Source organism: Leifsonia sp. fls2-241-R2A-40a (assembly GCF_030209575.1).
Classification (GTDB): domain Bacteria; phylum Actinomycetota; class Actinomycetes; order Actinomycetales; family Microbacteriaceae; genus Leifsonia.
In genome coordinates, this window is record NZ_JARVRS010000001.1 from 1,644,659 (window position 1) to 1,670,475 (window position 25,817).

General features: G+C 66.6%; 23 protein-coding genes and 1 tRNA gene. 11 read left to right on the top strand and 13 right to left on the bottom strand.

Annotated features, from left to right (window positions below; genetic code table 11):
* Positions 1-6: 6 nt before the first annotated feature.
* Together QRN40_RS08320 and QRN40_RS08325 are read right to left on the bottom strand one after the other, a co-directional pair.
* Positions 7-216, bottom strand: a complete 210-nt coding sequence (locus tag QRN40_RS08320) for a hypothetical protein (RefSeq protein ID WP_285115104.1) — start codon at positions 214-216, stop codon at positions 7-9.
* Positions 213-878: a sigma-70 family RNA polymerase sigma factor gene (locus QRN40_RS08325; RefSeq protein WP_285115105.1), complete on the bottom strand. Its 666-nt coding sequence runs from the start codon at positions 876-878 to the stop codon at positions 213-215. The genes QRN40_RS08320 and QRN40_RS08325 overlap by 4 nt, the downstream gene beginning before the upstream one ends.
* A gap of 171 nt (positions 879-1,049) precedes the next feature.
* Here QRN40_RS08325 and QRN40_RS08330 point away from each other — a divergent pair, with 171 nt between their 5' ends.
* Entirely contained in the window at positions 1,050-2,198 is a 1,149-nt protein-coding gene (locus QRN40_RS08330; RefSeq protein ID WP_285115108.1) for a lactonase family protein, read from the top strand.
* A 111-nt stretch (positions 2,199-2,309) separates the two neighbouring features.
* On the opposite strand, the gene QRN40_RS08335 is transcribed toward QRN40_RS08330, so the two are convergent.
* Entirely contained in the window at positions 2,310-3,203 is an 894-nt protein-coding gene (locus QRN40_RS08335; protein WP_285115109.1) for an aldo/keto reductase, read from the bottom strand.
* A gap of 87 nt (positions 3,204-3,290) precedes the next feature.
* Between QRN40_RS08335 and QRN40_RS08340 the strand changes: the two genes are divergently transcribed.
* Together QRN40_RS08340 and QRN40_RS08345 are read left to right on the top strand one after the other, a co-directional pair.
* Entirely contained in the window at positions 3,291-3,875 is a 585-nt protein-coding gene (locus QRN40_RS08340; protein WP_285115110.1) for a TetR/AcrR family transcriptional regulator, read from the top strand.
* A gap of 59 nt (positions 3,876-3,934) precedes the next feature.
* Positions 3,935-5,806 (top strand): alkyl/aryl-sulfatase, encoded by a 1,872-nt coding sequence (locus QRN40_RS08345; RefSeq protein ID WP_285115111.1) that lies wholly within the window; start codon positions 3,935-3,937, stop codon positions 5,804-5,806.
* Positions 5,807-6,050: 244 nt separating this feature from the next.
* On the opposite strand, the gene QRN40_RS08350 is transcribed toward QRN40_RS08345, so the two are convergent.
* On the bottom strand, positions 6,051-6,503 hold the full coding sequence (locus tag QRN40_RS08350) for a MarR family winged helix-turn-helix transcriptional regulator (protein ID WP_285115112.1): 453 nt from the start codon (positions 6,501-6,503) through the stop codon (positions 6,051-6,053).
* Positions 6,504-6,591: 88 nt separating this feature from the next.
* Here QRN40_RS08350 and QRN40_RS08355 point away from each other — a divergent pair, with 88 nt between their 5' ends.
* On the top strand, positions 6,592-7,668 hold the full coding sequence (locus tag QRN40_RS08355; protein WP_285115113.1) for a hypothetical protein: 1,077 nt from the start codon (positions 6,592-6,594) through the stop codon (positions 7,666-7,668).
* Between the two features lie 7 nt (positions 7,669-7,675).
* Here QRN40_RS08355 and QRN40_RS08360 read toward each other — a convergent pair whose 3' ends face one another.
* Complete coding sequence (locus QRN40_RS08360; RefSeq protein ID WP_285115114.1) at positions 7,676-10,015, bottom strand: arylsulfatase; 2,340 nt, start codon at positions 10,013-10,015, stop codon at positions 7,676-7,678.
* A gap of 99 nt (positions 10,016-10,114) precedes the next feature.
* Here QRN40_RS08360 and QRN40_RS08365 point away from each other — a divergent pair, with 99 nt between their 5' ends.
* Positions 10,115-11,722 carry a SulP family inorganic anion transporter gene (locus tag QRN40_RS08365; protein WP_285115115.1) on the top strand — a complete coding sequence of 536 codons (1,608 nt, stop codon included), beginning with the start codon at positions 10,115-10,117 and terminating at the stop codon, positions 11,720-11,722.
* A gap of 207 nt (positions 11,723-11,929) precedes the next feature.
* On the opposite strand, the gene QRN40_RS08370 is transcribed toward QRN40_RS08365, so the two are convergent.
* The 4 genes from QRN40_RS08370 to QRN40_RS08385 all read right to left on the bottom strand — a co-directional run bounded on the left by QRN40_RS08370 (position 11,930) and on the right by QRN40_RS08385 (position 14,959).
* The gene (locus QRN40_RS08370; RefSeq protein WP_285115116.1) at positions 11,930-12,361 is read right to left on the bottom strand and encodes a mechanosensitive ion channel domain-containing protein; all 432 of its coding nucleotides are present in this window, start codon (positions 12,359-12,361) and stop codon (positions 11,930-11,932) included.
* 1 nt (position 12,362) lies between these two features.
* Positions 12,363-13,034: a GAP family protein gene (locus QRN40_RS08375; RefSeq protein ID WP_285115117.1), complete on the bottom strand. Its 672-nt coding sequence runs from the start codon at positions 13,032-13,034 to the stop codon at positions 12,363-12,365.
* Between the two features lie 9 nt (positions 13,035-13,043).
* A complete protein-coding gene (locus tag QRN40_RS08380) occupies positions 13,044-14,714 on the bottom strand; it encodes a SulP family inorganic anion transporter (RefSeq protein ID WP_285115118.1) in 1,671 nt (556 codons plus the stop codon).
* A gap of 83 nt (positions 14,715-14,797) precedes the next feature.
* Positions 14,798-14,959, bottom strand: a complete 162-nt coding sequence (locus tag QRN40_RS08385) for a hypothetical protein (RefSeq protein ID WP_285115119.1) — start codon at positions 14,957-14,959, stop codon at positions 14,798-14,800.
* Between the two features lie 157 nt (positions 14,960-15,116).
* Between QRN40_RS08385 and QRN40_RS08390 the strand changes: the two genes are divergently transcribed.
* The 4 genes from QRN40_RS08390 (at position 15,117) to QRN40_RS08405 (ending at position 17,899) form a co-directional block, all read left to right on the top strand.
* Positions 15,117-15,332, top strand: a complete 216-nt coding sequence (locus QRN40_RS08390) for a hypothetical protein (RefSeq protein WP_285115120.1) — start codon at positions 15,117-15,119, stop codon at positions 15,330-15,332.
* 11 nt (positions 15,333-15,343) lie between these two features.
* Complete coding sequence (locus tag QRN40_RS08395; protein WP_285115121.1) at positions 15,344-15,733, top strand: VOC family protein; 390 nt, start codon at positions 15,344-15,346, stop codon at positions 15,731-15,733.
* Positions 15,734-15,970: 237 nt separating this feature from the next.
* Positions 15,971-17,455: a DUF1254 domain-containing protein gene (locus tag QRN40_RS08400; protein ID WP_285115122.1), complete on the top strand. Its 1,485-nt coding sequence runs from the start codon at positions 15,971-15,973 to the stop codon at positions 17,453-17,455.
* 222 nt (positions 17,456-17,677) lie between these two features.
* Positions 17,678-17,899 carry a hypothetical protein gene (locus QRN40_RS08405; protein ID WP_285115123.1) on the top strand — a complete coding sequence of 74 codons (222 nt, stop codon included), beginning with the start codon at positions 17,678-17,680 and terminating at the stop codon, positions 17,897-17,899.
* A 289-nt stretch (positions 17,900-18,188) separates the two neighbouring features.
* Here QRN40_RS08405 and QRN40_RS08410 read toward each other — a convergent pair whose 3' ends face one another.
* The 4 genes from QRN40_RS08410 to QRN40_RS08425 form a co-directional block, all read right to left on the bottom strand.
* Positions 18,189-18,785 carry a DUF4760 domain-containing protein gene (locus tag QRN40_RS08410; RefSeq protein ID WP_285115124.1) on the bottom strand — a complete coding sequence of 199 codons (597 nt, stop codon included), beginning with the start codon at positions 18,783-18,785 and terminating at the stop codon, positions 18,189-18,191.
* Between the two features lie 779 nt (positions 18,786-19,564).
* Positions 19,565-19,638 (bottom strand) — tRNA-Gly (locus tag QRN40_RS08415).
* Positions 19,639-19,929: 291 nt separating this feature from the next.
* A complete protein-coding gene (locus tag QRN40_RS08420) occupies positions 19,930-20,763 on the bottom strand; it encodes a hypothetical protein (RefSeq protein WP_285115125.1) in 834 nt (277 codons plus the stop codon).
* Between the two features lie 587 nt (positions 20,764-21,350).
* Positions 21,351-24,209, bottom strand: coding sequence for an AAA family ATPase (locus QRN40_RS08425; RefSeq protein WP_285115126.1), 2,859 nt, complete (start codon positions 24,207-24,209; stop codon positions 21,351-21,353).
* Between the two features lie 38 nt (positions 24,210-24,247).
* Here QRN40_RS08425 and QRN40_RS08430 point away from each other — a divergent pair, with 38 nt between their 5' ends.
* Both QRN40_RS08430 and QRN40_RS08435 read left to right on the top strand, forming a co-directional pair.
* The gene (locus tag QRN40_RS08430; RefSeq protein WP_285115127.1) at positions 24,248-24,568 is read left to right on the top strand and encodes a transposase; all 321 of its coding nucleotides are present in this window, start codon (positions 24,248-24,250) and stop codon (positions 24,566-24,568) included.
* A gap of 8 nt (positions 24,569-24,576) precedes the next feature.
* Positions 24,577-25,443: an IS3 family transposase gene (locus tag QRN40_RS08435; protein ID WP_285117463.1), complete on the top strand. Its 867-nt coding sequence runs from the start codon at positions 24,577-24,579 to the stop codon at positions 25,441-25,443.
* The last annotated feature ends 374 nt before the right edge of the window (positions 25,444-25,817 follow it).

Genomic DNA, 25,817 nt, shown 5'->3' on the forward strand with positions numbered 1-25,817 from the left:
CTCCCCTCACTGCAGGGCGGCGAGCAGCCCGCGGTAGTCCTCCCCGCACGCCGCGCAGTGCGCGAGGTGCACCGCGACGTCGGGGTAGCGGGCGCCGGGGTCCGCTCCGGTGAGGGCGAGGTCGGCGAAGACGTGCATGAGCGACATCGTCTTCGCACAGCCGGCGTCGGCCGCCTCGGTGTCCAGGAACCGGCGGAGCCGGTCGTGAGCGCTCATGTCACCCCCTCGTCGTCGTCCAGATAATGATGAGTGACAAGGTAGCCCCGTAACTTCCGTCTGGCGTCGAAGAGTGTCTTGTAGAGGGCGCCGCGAGTGGTCTTGCGCGCGACGGCGAGAGCATCCAGCGGAACGCCCCGGACCACCACCTCGAGCAGCACCTCCCGCTGTCGCCGGGTGAGCAGGGTGTCGATGGCCTCCTGCAGTGCAGCGAGGAGGTCGCGTGCCGCGCCCGCTTCCTCGGGCGAGATGCCCAGGCGGTCGGGGAGGCGGTCCCACCCGGACGCGTCCAGCGACACCGTGGGCTGCTGCCAGAAGTGGCGGCCGACCTTCGACGAGACCTCGAAGATCGCGAACGTGTAGGCCCAGGTGGTGAACCGGCTGTCGCCGCGGAACTCGTGCAACCTCCTCAGGATGCCGACGACGGCATCCCCGGCGGCCTGGTGCGCGATGTCGTCGAGTTCGGGGCCGGAGAAGGGCAGCGACGGCGCGCGCCGCCGGACCTCGCCGCGGGCTACCCGGAGCAGCAGCGCGTAGAGGTGCCCCTCGGCAGATCGCTGGACGGCCCCACCGGAGGTGAGTGCGCGCCGCCACCCGTCGGTATCCGTTGGTGCATCGAGCGACGGGCGCCGGAACTCGGGCACCTCGTCGCCGACACTCATGGGGTCGATGCTACGGCGCGAAGATCGCACCGAGGTTCCGTGTCGGTTTTCATCGCGATTCGGTAAGGATCCGAGGCGAGCGGCCACTAACCGGTCGAGCGCCCGTTTGAACGGCGCGCTCGGCATCCGGTGCCGCTCCGGCGCCGTCCATCGAAGGACCGAAGGAGAACCATGAGAACCGCACTTCGTCTCGCCCTCGCGTCGGCGGCCGCCGTCGCCGCGACCGCGCTCTTCGCCGCCCCCGCGCTGGCTGCGCCATCCCCGTCCGACGCGTCACCCGACTTCGGCGGCCGCGCGTCGTCCGCCGTCTTCGTGCAGACCGACGGGGTGAACGGCAACGCCGTCGTCGCCTACGACCGTGGCCCCGGCGGGTCGCTGAACCCCGCCGGGACGTACCCGACCGGCGGCCTCGGCGGCGTCCTCACCGGGTCCGTCGTGGATCACCTCGCCTCTCAGGGCTCGCTCGTCTATGACCGGGGCCTGCTGTATGCGGTGAACGCCGGCAGCAACACCGTCACGGTGTTCGCGGTGCACGGCGACCACCTGATCCGGCGCCAGGTCATCGGCTCCGGAGGGGCGTTCCCGGTGAGCGTGACCACGCACGGAGGTCTCGTGTACGTGCTCAACGCGCGCAATGGAGGATCGGTGCAGGGATACGTGCGCGTCGCCGACTTCCTCGTCCGGGTCCCCGTCTGGAACCGGCCCCTGGGCCTCGACCCGTCGCTGACACCCGAGTTCACGCACACGCCGGGACAGGTCGCCTTCACCCCTGACGGTTCGAAGCTGGTGGTCACCACGAAGGCGAACGGAAGCGCCGTCGACGTGTTCGGAGTGGACAGGCTGGGCGGGCTCTCGCAGCATCCGGTATCGAACGTGCTGTCCGGCGCCGTGCCGTTCGCGGTGACGTACGACGCGGGAGGACACCTCGTGATCGCGGAGGCGGGCACCAACTCCGTCGCGACCTTCACGATCGCGCCGAGCGGCACCCTCACGCCGATCGCCGCAGCCGCGACCGGTCAGGCGGCCACCTGCTGGATCGCCCGCGACGGCGCGCTGCTCTACGCATCCAACGCCGGCAGCGCCTCGCTCTCCGGCTACGCGGACCCGGGAGCCGGAACGCTCACGGCCGTCGGCACGACCCCGACCGGACCGGGAACGGTGGATGCGGCAGCCTCGTCCGACGGACGGTTCCTGTACGTGCAGACCGGCGGAAACGGAGGCGTCGACGAGTTCCGCGTGAACCCGGACGGCAGCCTGACGAGCGTCGGCTCGGTCGTCGTGCCGGGCGCCGTCGGCGGGGAGGGGATCGCCGCGCTCTGACGGACGGGTCGCTCCGCGCGCCGGCCCGGTCGGTCGGCGCGCGGGGCATTCGGCGCGCGGCTGGCGTTGCTTCCGGGATCGGGTCCACGTTTCACTGCTCGCGCCGCGCTTCTAGCGCTCGGCGGCGCGGGCGGCATCTGCGACGGGGCGAAGCGCCTCCATCACCTCCGGCGGTAGCACCAGCTCGCCCGCTGCGATGTTCTCGGCGAGGTGGTCGGCGTTCTTGGTCCCGGGGATGAGCAACGTGCCCTCGTACTGACCCAGCAGCCAGGCGAGTCCGAGCTGCGAGGGCGTCACTCCTACCTGGGACGCCGCGGAGATCACGGCGTCCTGCTCGGTCACCTTCGGCATCCCCGGGAAGGCGCCTCCGAGCGGGAAGTAAGGGGCCCACGCGATCGACTCCGCGCGTACGAGTTCGAGCACCGGCTCGCTGGATGCGTCGACGAGGCTGTGCGCGTTCTGAACAGCGGCGAGCCCGATCGGGATCGCCGCCTCGACCTGGTCCCGGCTCACGTGGCTGAGCCCGATCGCGGCCAGCTTGCCTTCGTCCCTGAGTGCCGCGAGTTCGGCGAGTTGATCTTCGAGGGGGACGAGCTGGTCGCCTGAGGCCGCGATGCCGGGGGCGACGTCGAGGCGACGGAGGTAGACGAGGTCGATGCGGTCGAGCCCGAGCTGCTGCAGGTTGGCCTCCACGTTCTCCCGCAGCTCCTCCGGCTTCTGGGTGGGGCGGAGGTGGGCATCAGGGTCGTGCACCGCGCCGATCTTGGTGGCGACCACGACGTCTTCCGTGCGCCCGCGGATCGCGTCGCCGATCGCGCGGTTGATCGCACCCGCCGCGTAGAACTCGGCGGTGTCGATGTGGTTCACGCCGCGGTCGAGGACATCGCGGAGGAACGCGACGGCGTCCGCGTGGCTCATCGAGAGGCGGTGCACGTCGCCGAGTTGCATGGCGCCATAGCCGACGCGGCGGACCGGCTTTCCGGCGAGGTGTGTGAGAACGGTCATGTCGACCCCTCCATCGTGCGAGAATCGGTCAAACGGAATCTGTTCCGTTTCATGGGCCCAGCTAAACGGAAGAGGTTCCGGTTGTCAATGTCCGCGAGCGAGAAGCCCGCCCTCCGCGCCGACGCCGCGCGCAATCGGACGAAGATCCTGGCTGCGGCGCGGCGGCTCTACGAGGAGTCGGGGGAGGCGGGTCCCGAGCAGGTCGCGCGGGCCGCCGGCGTCGGGGTCGGCACGCTGTACCGGCACTTCCCGAACCGGGAGGCGCTGGCGGCGGCCGTGTACGAGGACGAGCTGGAGCAGGTCGCCGTCGCCGCCTCCGAGCTGCTGCGGACCCACCCTCCCGTGGAGGCGCTCCGGCTGTGGATGGATCGGTTCGCCCGCCGGTTCGACATGAAGCGTGCGATGGGGGACGCGGTCTGGTCCCTTGTCCGCGGCGGCACGGTGACCGCGGACAGGTCGCGGGCGCGCCTGGCCGAAGCCACGCAGGTGCTGGTCGAGGCAGGGATCGAGAGCGGAGAGCTCCGCACTGACATCCGGGGCGAGGACATCGTGGTGGCGCTCGTCGGCATCTGCGTCACGTGCCCCGACGCATCCCAGCGCGAGCAAGCCTCGCGCCTGATGGACCTGCTGCTGGCCGGACTGATCGCGCCCAGCCGCGTCTTTCGTCTCTAGACGGTCGCCCGCCGCGCGGCGAGACTTGCGGCAACGACACTCCGACGAAGGGGATGAGAATGCAGCAGAACGACCCGTCAGGTTCAGTCCGTGAAGCGCATCGCACACTGAGCGAGCATCTCCCGTTCGATGACACGACCGACTTCGACAACGCCGAGCGAGGATGGCTCGGGTCTCTCGATGACTCGGCGATCCAGAACGAAGCCGGCGACGTCGTGTGGGATGCTTCGACTTTCGCCTTCCTGGACGGGGACGCACCGGAATCGGTGAACCCCAGCCTGTGGCGGCAAGGCAAGCTGGTGCTGAAGAACGGCCTGTTCGAGGTCGCTGACGGCCTCTACCAGGTACGCGGCCTGGATCTGTCGGTGATGTCGTTCATCGAGGGCGACACGGGCGTGATCATCGTCGACCCGCTGCTGACGAAGGAGACCGGTGCTGCCGCGCTCTCCTTGTACCGCAAGCACCGCGGCGACCGGCCGATTCACGCGGTGATCTTCACGCACAGCCACCTGGACCACTTCGGAGGCGTGCTCGGTATCATCAGCGCTGAGGATGTCACCGAGGGCCGCGTGCAGGTGATCGCCCCGTCCGGCTTCCTGGAGCACGCGATCTCCGAGAACGTCTACGCCGGAACCGCGATGGCCCGCCGCGCCGGGTACATGTACGGGGCAGTGCTGGACCGCAGCCCCAAGGGACAGGTCGGCGCGGGCCTCGGACTCACCCTCTCCACCGGTGAGACGACCCTGCTGGTGCCCTCGCTCGACGTCGGCGCGACCGGTGAGACGCACACGATCGACGGCGTGGACATCGAGTTCCAGATGGCGCCGAACACCGAGGCGCCGTCCGAGATGCACTTCTACGTGCCCCGCTACAACGCCCTCTGCATGGCAGAGAACGCCACTCACAACCTTCACAACCTGCTCACTCTGCGCGGCGCTCTCGTCCGGGACCCCCATGAGTGGTCGCGGTACCTGAACGAAGCGATCGAACGCTACGGCGACAAGGCCGACGTCCTCTTCACCTCCCACCACTGGCCCACCTGGGGCAAGGACAACATCCTGCATTTCCTGCGGGTGCAGCGCGACCTCTACGGATACCTCCACGACCAGACCCTGCGGCTTCTGAACCAGGGACTCACCGGCGCGGAGATCGCCGAGGAGATCACCCTCCCGCCGTCGCTGGAGAAGGAGTGGAGCACGCACGGCTACTACGGCTCCGTCTCCCACAACGTGAAGGCGATCTACCAGCGCTACCTCGGCTGGTTCGACGGCAACCCCGCCCGACTGTGGCCGCACCCGCCGAAGCAGCAGGCCGAACGTTACGTGAAAGCGCTCGGCGGTACTGATCGAGTGGTCGAGCTCGCGCAGGATGCGTATGACGAAGGCGACTACCGCTGGGCCGCGACCCTTCTCGACCACGCCGTGTTCGCCGAACCCGACAATGCGTCGGCCAAAGGCCTGTACGCGGACACGCTCGAGCAGCTCGCCTACGGCTCCGAGAACGCCACCTGGCGCAACTTCTTCCTCTCCGGAGCGACCGAGCTCCGCGACGGAAACTTCGGGACACCGACCACCGCCTCGGCTCCGGCGGTGCTCGCCCAGCTCACCCCGGAGCAGCTACTGGACTCGATCGCCATCACCGTCAACGGGCCGAAAGCGTGGGACCTCGACCTGTCCCTGGACATCACGTTCAGCGACCTGCATCGCAGCTTCAACGTCGCCCTGAGCAACGGCGCCCTGATCTACACCGAGAAGGAACCGACCGGCGAAGCACAGCTGCACCTCACGCTCACCAAACCTCGATTCCTCGCACTGCTCGGAGGCGACACGTCAGCCGAAGGACTCACGGTTGACGGTGACGGCGGCGTGCTCGCCACGCTCACCGGCGTGCTCGAGCCGGGCGACCCGGACTTCAACATCGTTCTGCCATAGAAGGCCGAACTCTCGCCCCCCAAGAGGCGCCCAAGCCCGAGTGGCAGGAGAAAAGCCCGGGGCGCGCCTCAAGCGCAGTACGCGGACACAGAGCAGGAGTTCTACGGTGACCCGGCCGCGCCGACCCTCTGGTACGCGACCGTCCAAGACAAGTAACCGGTCGCTCGTTCCGCATGCTCACCTGCCGCCTGATCCTGGGTTCGCGGGTGACACGGTAGAACGACCGGGCGAGCGCCTTCACAAATCAGTGTTCGACGGAGTTCCCAGCGTTGCCGTTGTACCGTTCGAGGAGGCGGGCGAACTGCTCGATCTCCTCCTCCGTCCACTCGGCGAACCGTTCGGTCATGTCCCGGTGCAGCAGTTCCGCGGCCGAGGTGAGCACGCTTTCGCCCTCGGGGGTGAGGTGGAGGGCGACGCCCCGTCCGGTGGACGGCGCAGCGGTCCCCGCCGCGGTGACCAGTCCGTGGTCGAGCAGTGCGCCGAGCTGGCGGGAGACCGTCGAGCGATTGAGCTGGAAGTGCGCCGCGATCTCCACCGCCCGGCATCCCGGGTGACTGCGGATGTAGGCGAGGAGTGACCGGTCGACCGCCGAGATCGCCTCGTTCTCGCGGCGGATGCGGGCCGTGCCGCGGCGCCCGACCGTGGTCAGCTCGCGCTGGACCCGGTCGATGGATGCGTCGCGCCCGTCCCTGATCATCGGCCGCAGTCTACCGCCCGCCGAGTTGCAGAGTGCAACGCGTTCCCGTATGTTGCACTACGCAACTTCGAGAGGATCCCACCACCGCATGTCGACTCACCGCATCGCACCCGTACCGCCGAGCATCGCCCGCCCGCGCTTCTGGCCCGCCGCCGCCTTCTGGAAGTCGCTGGGCTCCCACCTCCTCATCCCGCTGTTCCTCGCGGGCGGGATGGCGCTGGCGTACTTGGGCGCCTTTCACGCGCCACAGCCGCACGACATTCCCGTCGCCATCGTCGGCGAGGGCCCGGCCGCGCAGGTGTTCGCGCAGACCCTCAACGACTCCGCCCCGGCGGAGCTCGACGTGACGACGGTGAAGACGGCGGCCGAGGCGAAGCGGCAGCTGACCGACCAGAAGCTCGCCGCTGCGTACCAGGCCGACGCCACGCACGCCACGATCTTCGTCTCCACCGCCGCGTCCGAGACGCAGTCGTCGGCGGCCGAGAAGCTCTTCCTGCCGGTCGCCTATCAGCAGCACCTGCCCGTGACGATTGACGACGTGCACCCCGTCCCGACCGACGACGGCACCGGGCAGGGACTGTTCTTCCTCATGGTCGCCCTCAGCGTCGGCGGCTACTCGAGCGCCATCGCGCTCGCCGCGGTGACGGCCAAGCTGGCGGTCGGGTGGCGCATCGCCGTCTCGGCGGCCACCGCCCTCGTCGTCGCCGGCATCGGTTCCGTCGTCGCCGGGCCGCTGTTCCACGTGCTGAACGGCAATGAGTGGAGCATCTGGCTGCTCGCCTCCCTCTACACGTTCGGCATCATCACCATCGGCGTCGGACTGCACCCGTTCCTCGGCCGCTGGACCACGCCCGCCCTGACGCTGCTGTTCGTCATGCTCAACGTGACCAGCTGCGGCGGTATCTTCCCGCAGGACCTGCAGCCGGCGTTCTTCGCGGGGCTCAACACCTTCTGGAACGGTGCCGCGTGGCTCGACGCCGTGCGAGCGCTCACCTACTTCCCGGGCCAGGCGTTCGGCTTCGACGGCCTGCGGCTGGCGCTCTGGGCGACCGCCGGTCTCGGCCTGATCGGGCTGGGCCACCTGCTCACCGTCCGTCGCCGGCGCGCGGCGGACGACACCGTCGCCGCCACGGCGGACGAGGAGGCCGCGGTCGTCGCCGCTTGACGGCGGGTCAGTCCCGCGCCATGGCCGCAGCCAGGTGCCCCTCCACATCCACATAGGCGTCGTCGGCGATGTCGAACACGACCTTGACGATCTCGCCGCCCGTGAAGTCGAACCGCGAGCCGCCGTACGCGTCCGAGACCGCGTCTCCGCCGTCGTAGCCGATGCAGAGTCCCTCGCCGCACAGCGAGAAGTGCCCGAGCACCGTCCGGATCTCCTGTTCCGCCACCTTCTCGTCGTCGATGTAGAGGGCCAGCGGGCCGATCGCCTCCCGGTAGTCGCCCGTGCGCTCCTTGGTGAACGAGACTCCGAGGATGTGCCGCCCGGGTTCCGGGACCGGCGCCGAGATGACGTTCTCCGGTGGGATGCCGAGGAAGTTGTAGACGTACGTCACCCGGCCATCCTTCAGGAACAGCGAGTGCCCGCCGAACCGCGAGCCGTGGGCGAAGATCACCCCCTGGGCGTCGGCCGTCGTCTCCACCTCCGCGAGCACCTTGTACGAGACTCCGTGCGTGTTCGCGGCCGAGCGCTCCGGGACCTCGCTCGTTCCCGGATAGTAGGTGTACTGGCCGCTCGGCGGCACCGGCACCTTGAACTCCATGCCGATGAACGTCTCGAAGTCCTTGGCATTGCCGATGATCTGCAGGTCGTTGAGCGGGAGGACGAAGTTGCGTTTCGCCTCCTCGAGCCAGAGGGCCTTCAGCTCTTCCACCTTGTCGGGATGCTCGGCTGCGAGGTCGTGCGCCTCCGACCGGTCGACGTCGGTGTGGAACAGCTGCCACACGTCGCGGTCGAAGCCGCTCATCCCGCTGGTCGGCCCGTGCTCCGCGACCGCCTTCCAGCCGTCGTGCCAGATGCCGCGGCTGCCGAGCATCTCGTAGTACTGCGTCTCCTTGGTGGTCGCTCCGTCCGTCTCGAAACTGTAGGTCATCGGGACGCCGTCGAGCGGGCGCTGCTCGACGCCCGCGTACGTATCCGGCATCTCGACGCCGCAGACGTCGAGGATCGTCGCGACGATGTCGGTGGAGTGGTGGTACTGGTTGCGCACCTCGCCGCGTGCGGCGATGCCCTTCGGCCACGAGATGACGAGCGGATCGCACACGCCGCCCTGGTAGGTGTAGCGCTTGAACATCCGGTACGGGGTCGAGAACGCCGTCGCCCATCCCGTCGGGTAGTGGTTGTAGGTGTCCGGGGATCCGAGCCGGTCCTTCATGCTCAGGTTCTGCTCGAGATCGTCCGGATACCCGCCGAACACCTTGCCTTCGTTGACGGAGCCGTTGGGGCTGCCCTCGCCGGAGGCCCCGTTGTCGGCGCAGTAGATGACGAGGGTGTTCTCGAGCCGACCGGACTCCTCCAGGTAGTCGATGATCCGGCCGACCTGCGCGTCGGTGTACTCCGAGAAGCCCGCGTAGACCTCTGCCATCCGGCTGAAGAGTGCCTTCTCCTCATCGTCGAGGGTGTCCCAGGGCCGCACCTCGTCGGTCTGGGTGAAGGTCCCGGGCGGCATCGGGTTGATCTCGGTCAGCTCGGTCCCCTCCGGCAGGAGGCCGCGCTCGATCATGCGCGGGAGCACCCACTCCCGATACGCCTCGTAGCCGTCGTCGAAGACGCCCTTGTACTTGTCGATGTACTCCTGGGGCGCATGGTGCGGCGCGTGGTTCGCTCCCGGGCAGAACCAGAGGTACCAGGGCTTGCCCGGCTCGGTCTGCCGCACATCCCGCAGCATGTGGAGCGCCTGGTCGGCGAGATCCTTCGAGAGGTGGTAGCCCTGCTCGGGGAGGTACGGCTGGTCGATGTAGTGGTTGTCCTCGGCGAGCGACGGGAACCAGTTGTTGGTCTCGCCGCCGATGAAACCGTAGAAGCGGTCGAAACCCTGAGCGAGCGGCCAGTTCTTCTTGGAGGCGCCCGCGGTCCACTCGTCGATCGGGACGTTGTGGTTCTTTCCGACCCAGAAGGTCGCCCAGCCGGCGTCACGGAGGACGTTCGCCATGGTCGCGTTGGTAGGCGGGATGTGGGAGTTGTAGCCCGGGAAGCCGGTCGACGATTCGGAGATCGTGGCGAAGCCGTTGGAGTGATGGTTGCGCCCGGTCAGCAGGGTCGACCGTGTCGGCGAGCACAGAGCGGTCGTGTGCCACTGCGTGTAGGTGAGCCCGTTGGCGGCGAGGCGCTCCATCGTGGGCATCTGGATGCGACCGCCGTACGGTGACCACGCGGCCTGTCCGGTGTCGTCGTAGAGCACTAGCAGCACGTTGGGCGCGCCCTCCGGCGTCTTCGGTGGGAGGAACGCCTCCCAGTCGGGCGTCGAGTCCCGCACATCCAACTCGATCTTGCCCCGGAACTCCCGCGTCATCGTGACCCCCTCGGTCGGCTCGGACCCGTGTACGCGGGAGGCTAACGCCGCTGGCCCGCGTGCGTCTAGAGTCGCGTCAAGACGACGGAAGGGGACCGTATGGGGTCGGGCACGCGACCATCCCGTCCGTCCCGAGCCGGGGCGAGCACGTGGCTGCTCCCCACGCTCGCGGGGTACCGGCGCTCGTCCCTCGGTCGTGACGTCGTGGCGGGGGTATCGGCCGGAGCCGTCGTGGTGCCCCAGGCGATGGCGTACGCCACCATCGCGAACCTCCCGGTCGAGGTCGGCCTGTACACAGCCAGCGTACCGATGCTCGTGTACGCGCTGATCGGCGGGTCGCGCGCGATGAGCGTGTCCACCACCTCCACCATCGCGACGCTGACGGCCACGACGTTCGTCTCGGCCGGGGTGGTCGCGGATTCGCACGACATCCCGCGCGATCTCGTCACCCTCACGCTGCTGGTCGGCGCCGTCCTGCTGGTGGCGCGGCTGCTGCGTCTCGGCTCGCTGGTCGAGATCATCAACCGGCCGGTGCTCCTCGGCATCCAGGTCGGCGTCGGTGCGACGGTCGCCGTGGGCCAGCTGCCGAAGCTACTCGGCGAGACGGATGCGACGACCGGCCAGGGGTTCGTGCGCTCGGTGAACGCCGTCGTCCTCGCCGTCCCGCAGGCGAACCCGGCGACCGTGGCCCTCTCGGCCTGCTCGATCGCGGTGCTGTTCCTGTTCAAGCGGTTCCTCCCGCGCGTCCCGGCGCCGCTGATCGTGGTGGCGGCGGGCATCCTCCTGGTCGCGTTCGGTGGGCTTCGGGAGGCAGGGGTCGCGCTCATCACGCCGGTGACGCAGGCCTTCCCGCTGCCGGCGCTGCCCAGCTTCGCGCACGTCTTCGCGCTCATCCCCGGCGCCCTCGCCATCGCCGTGATGGCCTTCCTGGAGACGACGGCCGTCGCGCGCGGCATCCGCGACCTCGACGACCCCCGGATCGACAACAACCGCGAGCTGCTGGCGACGGCCGCGGCGAACCTCGTCGGCGGATGGTTCCAGACGCTCCCGGCCGCCGGCGGCTTCTCGCAGAGCGCCGTGAGCAAGGCGGCCGGAGCCCGGTCGCAGCTGGCCTCGATCGTCACGGTCGTGCTGGCGCTGCTGATCGGGCTGTTCCTCGGCCCGGTGATCTCCCTGCTGCCGCAGGCGACACTCGCCGCGCTCGTCTTCGTGGCCGTGTTCGGACTGATCGACGTGCGCTCACTGGTGCTGCTCTGGCGGGTGAGCCGGCGCGACTTCGCCATCGCGCTCGTCACGATGGTGATCGGCCTCACCGCCGGACTTCTGGCCGCCGTGGCGGTCGGGGTGCTGTTCACCCTGGTGCTCGTGCTCGCCGCGCTGAACCGCCCTCGCATCCGGAGCGAGCGCGACGGGACGGTGCTGCACGTCGCCCTGCTGGGCCCGCTCTACACCGCGAACGTCCAGTCGACCGAACAGGCGGTGCTGGATGCGGTCGACGGCGAGGAGGGTCTCACCGGGCTCGTGCTCGACTGTTCGACGCTGCAGGACATCTCGGTCACCGTCATCCTCGCCCTGCGCGACCTCGACCGCGAGCTCGCGGGCCGGCACGTGACGATGCGGATCACCGGGATGCCGCCGGGCGCCCGGGAGGTCGCGGAGCGCACCCGGTGGTTCACGGAGCTGCGGGAGCAGGGCCGCGTCGAGTGAGCCGTCGAGCTCCGCGGACGCGGCCCTACGGACCTACTCGACCGGCCGCTGAACCTCGCGCCGGCGGTACAGGACGACGCGGGAGAGCCCGGGTGGAGCAGATGGCCGCCGCGACCTCACCCCGTCAGGTCGCCGTGCGAGACCACGTCCGAGTTCGGCACGTGGGCGACCCTGCCGTCCATCGTTCGGAGGACGACGGTGCGCCCGTTAATCGGCGCGGACGACACCGGTGAACCCGGCAACTTCGACGACGTCGCCGACTTTGAACGGGCGCCGGGTTTGTAGGACCACTCCGGCGGAGAAGTTCTCGCTGATCCCGCGGAGGGCGAGCCCGGCGATGACAGCGACGATGATCGCCAACGCGAGCACCGGCTGGATCGGTGCGCCGAGGAATGCGATGGCGACCCCGACACCGACACCGAGAAGGATGACCACCAGCCGGGGGGAGCGCGCGACACGGCGGACCAGGTCGGGGCTGAGCCCGCCGAGCCGGCGCAAGAGGTTTTCCGTCCCTCGGTGGACGGCGATGCCGAGGAGTACGCCGGCGATGACTGAGGCGAGCGCGAAGACGACGTTCCACTGATCCAGGCCGGCGAAGAACCCGGCCGCGTCGGACGGTGTCGCCGCGGTCGCCAGCATGTCAGAAACTCCCTATCCCCTTGCCGATCATGACCACGCCGATGACCAGCAGCAGCACGGCCATGACTGCCGCGTTGTGGGCGACCAGCCAGCCGCGGAGCGCGTTAAGCGGTGCGCGCATCCGGTCCGCGGCGACGAGGTAGCCGATCACGGGGATGAAGACGGAGATAGCGGCGATGACGGTGAAGATGGCGATGACGAGTGCCGCCTCCCCAGCGGACAGTCCGGCGGTGCCTATGACGATGCCAGCCGAAGCCGCGAGCAGCAGGTTCTTCGGGTTGACCGCGGCGAGGATGAACCCGAGGCCCAGCCCGCGGCCGGAGGTCATCGAGTCGATCGCGTCCATCCATTTCGGCAGCGCGGGCTCCTGTCCGGACTTCGGGCGGGAACGCCATTGCCGCAGCGCGAGCAGCAGCAGGAGCAGCCCGAGGATGATCTTGATCACCCCGGCGACTGGCTTGGAAGCGTCCGGGTCCGTGGCGGGCAGGATCCCGGCGAGCAGGGTGAACACGACGACCGCGACGACGATGCCCAGCACCCAGCCGAGGAGGAACCCGACACTGGTGCTGCGTGCCTTCGGAGACAGCAGCATGAGGATGGCGGCGATGATCGGGATGGGGCTGATGGCGATACCGACCGCGAGCGGCAGTACCTCGCCGATGGCCTGTGGCACGTCGTCCTCCTACGCGTGCTCGGGGGTGTCGGTGCGGAGCGCTGCGATTGCGGCGCGGTTGGTGCCGAAGTAGGTGAGCCCGGAGGTGATCTCGAGCTGGGCGAGCCGGTCGCGAATGCCTGGCCGCACCCGGCTGAGAGCGAGGTCCGCGCCGCGTTCGGTGAGGAACTCCTGAACGCTCTCCCACGCCTCCGCGCCGGTGACGTCCACGTCGGTGACGGCCTCCATATCCAGGACAACATGGACGGCGCCGGTCGTGGTCACTGCGCGCTTCACAGCCTGCTCGAACATGGTGCTGTTGGCGAAGAACAGCGGCGCCGCCAGGCGGATGACGACCACCCCGGGGACGGTGACCGAGTCGGGTTCTGCTTCGTCGAGGAGGGAGTCGGCGGGGTCACCGTCGGCGGCGAGCGTGTCGATCGGCGGGTTCGCCGCCCGCCGGGTGACATTGACCACCGCGAGGACGAACGCGATGACGATGCCGGCGATCGGTCCGATGAACACCGCACCGAGGAAGCAGGCGGCGGCGATGGCGAACTCGAACTTGTCCAGCCGCCACAACCGGATGAAGTCTGGAATGCCCAGCACGGGCACGACCGCGACGGCGACGATGGCGCCGATCGCCGGCGAGGGAATGTCTTCGAGCAGGGCGGTGCCGAAGATGAGCAACGCCAGCGTGCCGACGGCGATCACCAGGGTCGGCAGTTGAGTGCGCGACCCGGCTTGATCCATCGCAGCGGTGCGGGAGGTGGAAGACCCGACGAAGAACCCACCGGTCACCCCGGCGCCGAGGTTGCCCAGCCCGAACGCGAACAGGTCTCGGTTGGCTCGGGTCGGGTAGTGGCGGCGTTCCCCGTAGGAGCGGGAGACGAGGAGTCCCTCGCCCATCGTGACGAGGGTCAATGCGATGGCCGAGGGGATGACCGCGAGCCACTGTCCCCAGTCGATGACCGGCCAGGTCAGCGTCGGCGGTCCGGCCTGCACCTTCCCGAGGACCGACACCCCGGCCGACGGGGCGTCGGTGACGACGACGATGACCGTGCCGACGACGAGCACGACCAGTGCCCACGGCACGGCTCTCGCCACCATCCGGCCGGCGAGGAGGACGACGAGCGCCCCCGCTGCGATGAGCACCGACCAGCCGTTCAGCTTCTGCAGGCCGGTCACCAGCCCGGCGACCTTGTCCAAGAACTCCCCTCCGGAGTCGATCTTCACACCGAGCATCTTCGCCACCTGCGACACCAGGATGTCCAGCGCGAGGCCGCCGACGAACCCGACCAGGATCGGCTTGGAGAGGAAGTTCGCCAGGAACCCGAGCTTCAGAAACGCGCACGCCAGGAACAGCACCCCGCCGATGAGGGCCTGGGCCAGCGTCAAGGCGATGTAGTTGCCCTGGCTGACCGCCAAGCCCCCGACGGAGGAGGCGACCAGGGCCGCGGCCGCCGCATCCGGCGACGCGACCAACTGCCGGGAGGAGACGGTGAGCGCGTACAGGATCGCGGGAAGCACCAGCGCGTACAGCCCCGCGGTCGCGGGTAGCCCGGCGATCTGCGCATACCCGATGTTCAGAGGGATGGCGATGGCGAGCAGAGTGACACCGGCCAGCAGCTCCCGGACCAGGTTCTTCCCCGTGAGGCCCGGCAGGATGCGGCGCTGAGAGCGGGTCTGCGCGTCGACCATTCGCCTTCCCTCCCTGCCGGCGGTTCAGGCAGGCTACCGCCGGGGATAACGACCGTCTAGGGGTATCCCGTGACCGTGGTGGGTCAGCGCACTTTGACCATCGCAGGGATCTCGTAGGAGCCGTTGAGGACCGCGGCGTCGGGCATGTACATCCGCAGGATCGGCCGGAAGGCGCCGGCCGGGGCAGGTAGCCAGTTCGCGCCAATCGGCGGCAACCCTTGCGCGGGCGCGACGGTCTCATGCACCTGGGTCAGGGTGGTGGCGTCCTGGACGGGAATCTACCCGTCGCTGCTCCGAGCGTCTACCGCTGCGACAAGCGGCGAATAACGGGCTAGCCGCCCCTCCCCGCCCCCGCGTAGAGTCCCCGCGTTCAGGGAAACGGTGCGCAGAGTGGAGGGGCTGATGCGCCATCTCGTCGCCACACTCCTCGCGCCGGGCGAGGGCGGATACCCACAGGTGCTCGACATCCCCATGCCGGCCGGGGAGACCGAAGCGCCCATCCGGTTGAAGCTGCCCATCGACACCCCGGACGGGCCGCAGTACGAGCTGTGGGAGCTGTGCGAAAGGACCAGCGACGAAACGGCGTCGTACCGCCTGGCCCAGATCATCAGCCGGTAAAGGAGCAACCTATGGCGTTCAGCGAAGTGATCCCGTACCTGTACTACGAGGACGCGGACGCCGCGCTCGACTGGCTGGAACGGGTGCTCGAGTTCGGCCCATCCACCCGGTGGCGGCTCGGTGCCCCGGTGACTCAGGAGGCCGACATCCTCATCGGGGAAAGCCGTGTCTCCATCACTCATCGGCCGCCCGGCGTCGGCCACGGCGCCGGGGCTCTGCTCATCGTTCACGTCGACGACATCGACGCCTACCGAGCACGAGTCTCAGCAGCTGACAGCAACGCCCCGATCAGCTCGGTGCAGAAGCAGCCGTACGGGCCGTTGACGTTCACCGTCGTGGACCCGTGGGGTTACCGGTGGAACTTCTGGCAGGGCGAGTCCGACCCGCCCACCGACTCGTGAATCTGCGCCGCTGGCGGTGCATGTTCTCGAACATGAGCGGCTGGCGAAGCCGCCCGGATCGGGGGAAGGAGCGGTCAGAGATATTGTCCTGATCCGCTCTCTTTCGCGCCCGGCCGCGAAGAGTTTGTCCACGGGTTCCGCCAATCACCTGGTCCCAGCCGGGTGTCCGCGGTCTCTCTAGACAGGAACTCTGATGGCACCCAGGATGGGTTTGGGGCGCGGTCCCAGCCCCGGCTGGTGATCGAAGGAGAGAGCGTGCCTGACTATTTGGAGCGGTACCGCGAGCTTGCCGAGCTTCCTTTTCAGGGTGGCTACCCGACGTCGGAGAGCGCAGCCGCCCTGCGCGCGGAGTTGTACTTCCAACGCGCGGTGCAGACGTATTTGTGGGCGTTGCCGGCGGTGAACCTGTTCGCGATGAGGGAGAGCGTTGGACGTGACTTCGGCCGCGGCTACAACGTCATGGCCGTGTACGAGAAGCGCTTGAAGCCGAACACGCTCATCACGACGCCGAACTCCGACGTGATCTATGGGCTCGTTTTCATCGATCTGTCGGAGACGGGTCCGCTTGTGATCGAGGCGCCCGAGATGGTCCAGGGCCTGGTCGATGATGCCTGGCATCGCCCGCTGATTGGACCCGTTATTGACGGTGTGCAGTACCTCGCGGACGTCGGCATCCCCGGGCCCGATCAGGGCAAGGGCGGCAAGTACCTGATCGTGCGTGAGGGTGAAGATCCGGGCGTGGACGTCAGCGACTACTTCGTCTACACGAGCCCGACGAACGGTATCTACATCTTGCTGCGCGGCTTCTTCCGCTCGGTCGACGACCTGACGCCCGGAGTAGCGCACATCGAGGGAATCACCCTGCACCCGCTCCACGGGGACGCCGAGCCGATGATCCACGCCCACGCCTCCGATCAGTCGGCCGATGCGATTTTCGCGCACGACTTCAGCTATTGGGAGATGCTGGACCGTGTCATCCAGTCCGAACGAGACGACGCCGTCGACCCGTACATGCACGGAGTTCTCGCCGCGCTCGGCATTCGCCGTGGGCAAGAGTTTGCCCCGACCGACGAGCAGCGCGAGTTGCTCGATCTGGCGGCGAAGACCGCGTGGCGGATGGCGAAAGGTATCGCCGGCGACTTCGACGAGACCAAGAATGTGCTCTGGTGGGCGGATCGACGGTGGGTCGCGCACGCTCGCACGACGACCGACGACTTCTACCGCACCCTCATCGATGAATCCTTCAGCGATCGGGAGACCGGGTTCACCGATGTGGACGCGAAGGCCCACATGTTCATCAACCACTTCTCCATCTCCACCGGCATGATGAGCGTCACCCCCGGTAAAGGCGCGAAGTACTGCAACGCGTACAAGGACGCCGAGGGTGACTACCTACGCGGCGAGAACACGTACCGGATCGACTTGCCCGCCGACCCGCCGGCGAACATCCTCTGGTCGTTGACCGTCTACGACGCCGAAACCGCCTCCGGCGTCGACGCGGCAGGCCAGACGTACCCGTCCTTGAACTCGATCGACCCGATCGCCGCCAACGACGACGGCACATTCACGATCTTCGTGGGGCCGGAACGACCGGCCGAGGCGACGAACTGGTTGGAGACGGTCCCGGGCCGCGGATGGTTCGGGCTGCTGCGCTGGTATGGGCCGAAACAGGAGTTCTTCGACCGGCAGTACAAGCCGGGCGACTTCGTACGGGTGTCCTGAGCCCGAGTAAGTTCTCGACGATCCGTCACGCGCACGCATCGGTCAGCCACGAATGAGCGCGCTGGCGCACTCTGAGTGGCGGGTGCCCCGAACGTCGGGGGATTTCTCATTCCCAGCACCGTGAAATAACAACCCTGATTCGTACTGGTGTTCGGTTAGGTGGTGTACTTGAAAGGTGCCCACCCGCGTCCCATCCGCTACGACCACGACACGTGGTTGCTAATGCGCGACGACAAGGTCGTGCCGAAAGCGGTCGTGAAGCGCTTCGTTGACCGGCGCGGTCGCGATCAGTATCTCGTGCTGCGGTGGGACCTGGACCCGGCTAAGCGTCGGCTGATGTGCGTCTGCGAATCGCTCGAACGAGCCGACGAACTCGTGCGCTGGGACAACAATGTGCCTCACGGGTTTTGGGATGGGCCGCCTAACCCGCACCCGGCCGGCTAGCTCTGGCGCGGACCACCGGTAACGCCTTTTCTGACTTCGACGGGCGAATCGACCGTGTGCGGCGACAGCATTTGCCGGCCGCCGAGAGGCCGGCCACGTCGGTGTTGGTGACTAGCCGCCTTGGCACGGTCGCCGCGGGTCGCGTGACACCGACTTCTGTGCGGACCGTCGGCCGAGCGGTACGCAGGGGGCGCGGCCAAACGACCGCTCACACGCATCGCTAGCTCGCGTGAGTTAGAATCAATTTCGTGACTGGAGACAAGATGCGCCGCGAAGAAGAAGACGTCGACTAATCGCGGAGTGAGCGCAGCCTTTGGCTGTCCACTTCGTTCTGTCTGATGTGACCGACAAGCAAGTCCAACTGGCTAAAGGCCCGTTCCTGGCGTTTGTCGGAATCGGGCGATGTCCTGCGGAAAGTGATGTAGGGCTCAAACCGCTCGTAAGTTCTCTTGATGATGGTCGCTCCGACCAGTACGAGCACCTCGCGCCGGTACAGGCCAAGGCGAACCCCTACAGCTAGCCTCTCGAGTCCGTTCAGCACTTCCACCACGTCGTTCAAGACGGCTTGCTTATCATCGTGGCTGATCGGCTTCCCATCGCGGTCGAAAAGCGTTTCGCCCTGAGTGGCAAGCGCTCTCGCCTGATCGGGCGAGATTGTCCTCATGCCTAGCGTCTGACTCAGACGCCTGCGCGCTTCGGTACATCCCTCAGACCAATCGTTCCAGGCTTCGATTGTTGCTTGCCGCCTGGCGGATCTCCAGTTAGCCCAGGACGTAAGGGACAGCAGAACAAATGAAGCGAGGGCAATCACGACGGCAAAAACAGGGGCGAAGGTCGCCGCCCAGGTCCACGCCGGGCCCAGATTGAAGTCCTTCAAGATGAGCACGATGGTGACGCACGCTGCGACTGCCGCAATCACCCAAGGTATCCAGAATCTCAGCCGCCTCCTGCGCACAGGCTTTACCCCGCTTCCCATATCTCTTGGTTGATGAACACTAGCGGGTTGTTGAGCGTTTGGCCGGTCGGCGCCAACCCAGAGAGGGCAACAAGGCCCTCTCAACAGAACGGCAGACCCGGGCCCTGTTGGCGCAGCCATCAACGAGTCGGCTGCCTCACCCTCACTTAACCTCTGCTGGGGCTTGACCCGGCGCCCGTAGCGGTTGCGGGGCCCAGTTCATGGCTGACTCCATCGTCGTGTTGCAGTGTGTCCCGTGAAGATGACGTGATCGGGGAGGCGGAGGTAGGGCGCTTCGTACATCGGCCGCCTCCGTGCTGGCTGGTACCTGCGTCTAGCCGGCGTAAAGCAACAGCCGAACCGGAAGCTCATCGACGGCGGAGCGAACGCGCTCGCTCGCCGGGTAAGCGAGGATCTGACGCTGCGTGACTGGTTCGAAGGAACAGACGACGTGCTTCGCAATGCGGCAAATCAACTCGCTCGATCAGAAGGGCTCGAGGCTGCCTGAGCCAGTCTCGACGAGCCAGAGCGGACACGCGTCCGGCTCCGCGTGTCCGGCAGGCACCGATGCCATGTGTGCTCAGCGCACCTAACGACAGTACGGCGAGTATCGCTAACTTGCTGACCACATAGGCGCGTAATGCGCAACTATCGCGTTAATGCCAACCAGGCGCGTGTTCAGCAGCCCAACTTGCTCAAGAAGTGACAAGTGGAGCGAGTGACGGGAATCGAACCCGCGCTATCAGCTTGGGAAGCTGAGGTTCTACCATTGAACTACACTCGCGCGGCCCGGAATCCCAGTAAATCACTGGGAACTAAGGCTGCGGCCCAGACTACCCGCTCAATGGTTTTTGGCCAAACTCACCGTTTACTCACCGCTTTGAGAATTGCAGCCAGCCAGCTCGTCGATGTCCTGAACGACTCCGCTGACCGTGGCGACGGCGGATCAGGCCAAGGGAAACGCCCGCGTTTTGGTCGGAGACGAGTGTTCGACCAAATGCCGCCGATCCTGCGCAGCACAATCGTGCCAAGGTCGAGGATCAGGGCGGCTCTTTTATGTCACGACTTAAGACGACTAGGGCAGATTCGGCGGAGTCGGCAGGTCGGTGGAAAACCTCTGCAGTACAACCGGGTCGATGGGCGGAGGGTGATGCGCTGGGCCGTAGAGAGTGTCGGGATCGGCGTCTCGCCCCCGAACAGCATCGAAGAAGAAGGCCCCTGCGGCGCGAAAAGTATTGTGAACGTCGCGTCCCGCTAAATGCTCGACGTATGCGGCGATCTGGTCGGCGTAGCGCAGAACGGGCTTGTCTTGTTCCCCGGGTTCGGGGCGCGGCGGTAGGGCGCGCACCCACCGGAGCTGCGTGATCGCCGATCCATCTGTGTATGTACCCGTGTGGATCCAGCGGTTTCCGTGGACTTTGTAGATCGACATCTCAACTGGCACGAACCCAACGACTCTCCGAAGCCCATGGTGAGACGCGTTGCGTGCGGCGAGAAGTCCTTCCACATACGGGCCAAGCTCAGCGTCGATTTCAGAGGCGGGTCGGTATGCATTAGCGCTGGTTAGATGGTCGTTCAGGCTGTGAACCCACTCCAGCGCGTCGTACACTGCGACGATTGCCTTGACCGTTGGCGTCCCACCGGGATTTTGCCCGTTCTCGTCGGGTAGTGGACTGGGTAAGTTTGCGAGGATCTCGAACAATCGGGTCACTGCTACGGCCAATCCGCTAAGCCCGAGGGCGAGCGGTTGGTTATCGCTGACGTGATCATCAGACGGGAAGATGCGCGCGCGCCACCGCCCCCAGCCCATGTACAAGTCGGGTTCGAGTGCACCGCCCGCCTTCATCTCTGGTTCTATCCACTCGGGATCACCGCTATCTGCGTAGTCAGGCCCGCGCGAATAGCTCATGCGCAGAGGCTAGACGATCCGGGTTCGAGCGGGCGATGGCTGGAGGCAGTCTTTCCTTCAATACGGGAGCGCAGACTCGAGGATCCGCGTCACCCCAAAAAGCTCGCCGTCGAGGGTCAGGGGAACGAGTGACGGACTTCATGTCGATCGGCGGTCGGATGCACACTTGAGACGTGACACATGACGCACCAGCGCCGCGACAATATGGGGCTTCCGGCGAGGGAGCAATCGACCTGTGCCGCGAATGGATGGTGTTCATGGGCGCGGCAGATACTGTCGTGGCTACCGACGAAACGCGGGAGACTTGCGATCTATATAGCCGTCGTTACCTGGCCTGGGTTCGCGATGATCGCGGCAACCTCGACGTCGACTCGGTTGAGAAAGCTGCGATTGTCGCATCCAGCGACGGTCGGCACCCCCTAATCTTTGTGCCCGGCGGTGTGCGCCCGGCCGCTAGAGAGCGCGCTGACACCCTTGGGATCGCACTCCTGCGATATCGCGCGTTGGACGGCGCCCTGGACGGAGCCAACGCCCTTGGCCGAAAACTGTGCGCGAGTGGTCTGGCGACAGCCTGAACCGACACTCGGTCAGGGTAAGGGGGCCGGCCCAACCATCGCACCGGGCACCGGGGCACGGGGACCAGGGCTGGCCTGTGCGGCACGGTTGAACTCGACCCGAGCAGCCCTGCGCGACGCTTGAAGCGTCTCCTCGATGGATCCTCTCTGCATCATCTCCGTGAGTTGCGACTTCGCCGATGCCTCAGTCGGGGCAACGAGGATGACCGAGTTGCTTTGCTTGCCGCGCGTGAGCCCGACATAGAGGCCAGCAGCGTCCACGCCAGGGCCGACGATAGAGAGCTCGGTCGTCTCACCCTGGACGCCGTATACGGTCGTTGCGTACCCGAGGTGAAGGTGAGAGCCGGCATAGTCGTGGCTGATGTTCCGGAGATCCGACGAATCGAACGCGGACACCAGCACCACCCTCTCAGAAGTGATCTTCTTCACGATCCAGCTCTGGCGGTTCTGTACGTCGGAGTGGCCGTCGTTTCGGCGGGTTTGTACAACATCGCCGACGAAGATCGCCTGACCTTCCTGGCCGAGAACGCAGCCGTCGGTCGAGACGGCTCCACTTTCCATCCGACGCGCCTGGATGATCTCGCTCACAGCTTGGGCTTCAGCGTGCGTTGCCGTGACCAGCGCGATCGTCTGTCCGCGGCGGCTTGCGTCAATCCACCCGTCGACCATTGCCTGCTGCGCCGCGGCGTCGTTACTCGTGAGCACTACATGTCCGGTCCTCACTAGCTCGTCGGCGACTCCGGCTGCGACTTCCTGGGTACGGGGCTCCCGGAGTCGGAGACTGAGGTCGGCCCATGATGGATCGCTGTAGCGGTGAATTGTTGAAAGCTCTACCTGGTCTGCAGCGGCACGCCAGAAGAGTGCCATCGCACCAGAGTGCCCAACCGGCAGCGCTTGGCGTTCATCTCCGACCAGTGCCACTCCTGCACCGGTGCGCTCCAGCACGTCGACGAGAGCGCTGGCTGCTTCGAGGTCGAGCATGCCGGCTTCGTCAACGACGATGCGATCGCCCGGGCGCATCCTTATCCGCGGACCAGCGTAGGTTCTCGCGGTGGCCGGATCGGTGTCACCTGGGCTGAGCCGAGTCCAGCTTGTTGCTCCGGCATCGCCGGTTCTCCAGCGCCAGCCGTAGTCGTGCAGCAGCTGATGGAGGGAGGATGAGTCGCTTTGAGTTTCTCTGCCAGCGACGGCGGAGGCCTTCTTCGTCGGAGCGACGATCATCATGTTGCGACCCTGTCGGCGCAGCGCGGCGCCGGCCACCTTGAGCATGGTCGTCTTGCCCGTCCCGGCAGCTCCGGAGATCGCTACAGTTCGCGAGGTTCCTGCGATCGCCCTCGCCCCGTCGACCTGGCTGGCGTCGAGCGTTCGCTCGGGCTCGATGACGTGCGCGATTCTCCTAACCTCGTCAGGATTCATGGTCGTCCCCGTCGTGGACAGGGCGTCGATCCGGTGAGCGAGCGTGGCTTTGAGGGTCGCCGTGTTGGTCGCCATGAGGTGCTTGATGTGATTGGGGACAGTCGGTTCAGAGAGCAGTGTCACCGTGTGGACGCGGGTCGCATCTGCAGCGACCTTCTCAACCAGCGGCGCGAGTTCGTCACGCTCTGCAATGAGGCCGGTGGCGGCGATAGCGCGGATTGCTCCAGCCCGAACGTCTATCACGCTGAAGCGGCCTCCCGTGCCGGTCGAGCGCATGTCCGCGTCCACGATCGCCTTCGCCGCGAGCAGCTCGAGGTCGAGATCCCCGACCGCGACCTTACCCAGATCGGCTGAAGCACGCTCGTGATCGAGCCGCGGGTCCGCGACGAGAAGCTCGTGGCGGACGAGGGCTGCCCAGTCCTCTTCGTCGAGGTGCCCGGGCTTGTTCGGTCGGTTGGCTGCCCACGCCCATCGGTCGATCTGATTCAACACATCGGGGGACGGCTCCTGCCCGGGATGCTGTTCCTTCCACCAGGCGATCCGGGCGATCCTGTTGCCTTCGATCTGCGCGGACCGCTTCGACATTAGACGCACCAGATGGTGCAACTGGGCGATTTCCCCGTCAGGGTTAAGAGTGAACCCTTTCGCTGCCAGAGCGGCGATCCAGGCGGGGTCGGTGCGGGCGGCGAGGTCGCCTTCGGCGTTTACGACGTTCTGGAACCGGAGAGCGACGCGAGTGTCGACGTTGGACCACCTCCTGTCGCCGCCCTTGACCTTGACGTTCAGCCATAAGTGGCGGTGCTTGTGCGGGTCGAGCGAGCGGGAGCGTTCGTGTCGGAGCTCAACGACTTCGATGCGGGCGAGGTCTTCACGGATGCAGCCGCCCTTCCCACGCCGCGCGTTGAGTTCCTCTTGCCAGAGGTGGATGATCCGGTCCCTCACCCGGTCCTGAAGGTCCTCGTACGCGGAGTTCAACTCCGGATCCAGCATCGCCGCGATGCTGAACGACTTCGGCGCGTTGATCGTCGCATCCAGAACCAGGTCCGCGACCGGCGACTCCAGATCCCGGCCGCGACGCTCACCGGTGAGAGGGTCGACGCCGTCGACCCAATCCGTTAACTGGGAGCGGGTGAGCAGGTCGTCGCGGATGGCGCCGTTCTCCACGATGTAACGGGTCATGACCGCATTCGCGTAGCCGGCGGCGGCCAGCGCGCCGTCGGCAGTCTTCGCCGTCAAGGTCGCGTCGCAGACGCCGCCGAAGGCGTAGTGGACCGCCTGCTTGACCCCTTGGGCTGACTGCCCGCGCTTCCAGCGCGCCACTCCACCTCTCACACTTAGAACTTCCGTTTGCGCGCGCTTTTTGGCGCGCACGGAGCGCGCACACTCAAAGAGTGCCTGCGTGCATTTGCTCTTCCCTTCCTTTTCTCTTTGGTGTTCCGCCGTTTCTTCGGTCACTTATCATCGGCCTTGTTTGGTTCGGGAGGTTGGTCTTTATGGCTAGACGTTTCCCTCGGGAGTTCCATGTTCGTGCGATCGAGTTAGTCCGGATCAGTGACCGCCCGTTGTCGCAGGTCGCCCGCGAGCTCGGCATCTCGAACTCTGCGTTGTATCGGTGGGGGGCTGAGGACGACTTCGCCAAAGCCGAGGCGGAGAAAGCCGCCGGAGTGGTCCCGGTCCTGGACGCGGACGAGCAGGCGGAGCTGGTCCGGTTGCGCAGAGAGGTGCGCCGCCTGGAGACGGAGAACGAGATCCTGAAACGCGCGGCGGCGTATTTCGCGAAGGAGAACGTGCTCCCAAAACATCTTTCCGACTGATCGAGCAGCTGACGGCTGAGGACCCTCACCGGTTCAAGGTCGCGACGGTCAGCCGGCTGTTAGGGGTCTCCCGCTCCGGCTACTACACCTGGGCCAAGCACCACATCAGCGCCCGCAAAGCCCGGGATGAGGAGATCGCCGCGGTGATCGCCCGGCTCCGATCAGAGAAAGGCGCGTTCTTCCATACCTACGGGTCGCCGCGGATGCACGCCGAGCTGCGGATGGGACACGGGTTTGCGATCGGGCGGAAGCGGGTGGAGCGGATCATGCGGGAGCGCGGCTGGGCCGGCGCCGTCAAACGCAAGTTCCGGTTCCGCACCAACGCGGCCACCAGCGAGGACAAGGTCAACCGGAACTTCCACGTCCCCGGCCCGAACCGGCTCTGGCTGGGCGATATCACCGAACACCACACTGCTGAGGGCAAGGTCTACTGCGCCGTCGTCCTGGACGCTTACAGCCGGCTGGCGATCGGCTGGTCGATCGGATCCCGGATGACCGCAGACCTGGTCGTGGATGCGTTGCAGATGGCCCGCTGGAGGAGGTTCGGGGTCCGCGGGGCGATCATGCACTCTGACCACGGTTCCCAATACACCTCCTGGGCGTTCACCTCCCGTGTCCACGAAGCCGGCCTGATCGCCTCCATGGGCTCGGTTGGCGACTGCTACGACAACGCGATGATGGAATCCTTCTGGTACGGCATGCAGATCGAACTGCTCGACAGCCACCCTTGGGCCACCAGGCGACAACTGGGGACGGCGATGTTCTCCTGGATCGAAGCCTGGTACAACCCCCGCCGCCGGCACTCCTCGTTGGGCTACCACTCCCCGGCGGACTACGAGAAAATCGTCCCGACGACAGTCACCCTGGCTGCCTGAAACGACACATCAAACTGTCCGCGGAACCGGGGGAAGATCAATTTCTCTTCCTTCGTTGGTTCCCTCTTCCTTCGTTTCTCTGGCTTGTATGCCTTGGTTCCGTTCGACCTTGCTTCTTTGTCGGTGTTGTATCGACCGTTGTGCCCGATCGCATGTCTTTGTCGAGCTGACCTGGCAAAGGTATGTCGCTTTGAGATGCCCAGTCTTCGGCGCCAGTTGACCGGCCCCCGTTGAGGCTTGCCTGGTGAGTGATCAACTGTTGGGCGCCTGGAAGCGTCTGCAGGCGGACGTTGGTTTGAGTTCTTCGAGCTTGAGATTGACGACTATTTCGCCTCCAGTTACTCGAATCGTTACGACCCCATGGCATGGCGCTG